The sequence below is a fragment of the Clostridium sp. SHJSY1 genome (assembly GCF_031626875.1).
Taxonomy (GTDB): domain Bacteria; phylum Bacillota; class Clostridia; order Clostridiales; family Clostridiaceae; genus Clostridium.
In genome coordinates this window covers 1-1,672 of sequence record NZ_JANDMF010000114.1, presented here as the reverse complement: position 1 = coordinate 1,672, position 1,672 = coordinate 1, and the positions used below count along the sequence as shown (strand labels likewise).

The 1,672-nt window shown below is 31.2% G+C and carries 1 protein-coding gene; it reads left to right on the top strand.

Features of this window, described 5'->3' with window-relative positions; genetic code table 11:
* Positions 1–111 precede the first annotated feature (111 nt).
* The gene (locus tag NNC19_RS23355) at positions 112–1,422 is read left to right on the top strand and encodes an IS30 family transposase (RefSeq protein ID WP_310941091.1); all 1,311 of its coding nucleotides are present in this window, start codon (positions 112–114) and stop codon (positions 1,420–1,422) included.
* The last annotated feature ends 250 nt before the right edge of the window (positions 1,423–1,672 follow it).

The following is a 1,672-nucleotide window of genomic DNA, read 5'->3' as shown; positions in this document are numbered from 1 at the left end:
CGTAAATTGAAAAAGTAACTTCCGTTTTTTAAGATAACCGGAAATTAGTTATGCAAAGAGTTTGATATAATTAAAATGATATTTGTCCTTAGCATATTAGGAGGATTAATTATGTCAAATAAAGATTTATGCAAAGGAAAACACCTTAAGATAGAAGATCGACTTATAATTGAATATGGGCTAGATCAAAATTACACATTAAAAGAAATTGCTGAAAGAGTTAAGAAGGACCCAACTACTATCTCTAAAGAGATCAAGCGAAATAGATTTCTTAAATCAAGTAAACGAAAAGAAAATACTCTGCAATCATGCAAGCACCGAATAGGTTGCACAAAGACAAACTTGTGTAATAGTAACTGTGGCAAGCAATGTAAGAAATGTAGGTTTATAAACTGTTATAGGTTCTGTAATGAATATTCAATCAAGAAGTGCACTAAACTTAACCGCTACCCATATGTCTGCAACAGTTGCAGCACAGCCACTACATGCACTGGTGAAAAGAGCTATTATAAAGCTAAAGTTGCAGATACAAAGTATAAGGAACTATTAGTCACATCTAGAGAAGGACTTAATATAACTTCAAATGAACTAAAAAAGATAGATGAACTAATTTCACCACTTATTTTGAAAGGACAGTCAATATCTCATATTTTTACTCATCATAAAGATGAGATAAATTGCTGTGAAAGAACTTTATATTATTATTTTGATAAAAATGCTTTTGTAGCTAAAAACATTGATTTGCCTAGAAAAGTGAAATATAAACCCAGAAAAAAATCTACACTTCCTGTAATTAAAGAATCAACTGATAGAGTTGGAAGAACCTTCAATGACTTTGTTAAGTTTATTGAGGATAATCCTAATCTTCTAGTAGTAGAAATGGATACTGTTCACGGCACACGAAGTGGCAAAGTGCTTCTTACTTTTATGTTTAGAAACTGTTCATTAATGCTAGCTTTTATTATAGATAGCTGTAGCCAGACGGATGTTAAAAGTGCCATAGACAAGCTATACGAGGTTCTAGGCCATGAAGTATTTAAGCATAGCTTTCCTGTTATTCTAACAGATAACGGCTCAGAATTTAAAAACCCAAAAGCTTTAGAATTAGATACTGAAGGAAATCAAAGAACTAAAATATTCTACTGTAATCCTATGGCTTCTTATCAAAAGCCGCATGTAGAAAAAAATCATGAATACATAAGGTATATAATACCTAAAGGAAAATCTTTTAATAATAGGACTCAAGAAGATATTACCTTAATGATGAACCATATTAATAGCACAGCAAGAGCTAGTTTAAACGGAAATACACCATTCAAACTAGCCCAAATGTTGTTAGATGTATCAATGTTAGACAAGTTATCATTAAAACATATCCATGCAGATGAGGTACATCTAAAACCTGCACTATTTAATAAATAATATATCAAAAATTTAGGGCAAGTATCAGCGGAACTTAATCATGCAAAGTTGAAGCAAACGGAACTTAGTTTTGCAAGCCGATTTCCGTAGGCTTATTAAGCCTGCTTATAAACCCTAAAAAAAGATAATCTTATAAAAATTATAGCTTATTTTAGGTCTTTTTACCACTAAATTTAATTCTCAAAACTGACTTTACTCTTGCAGTTACAATAGCTTACGCTAAAACGGAAGTTAGTTTTTCATTTAACCA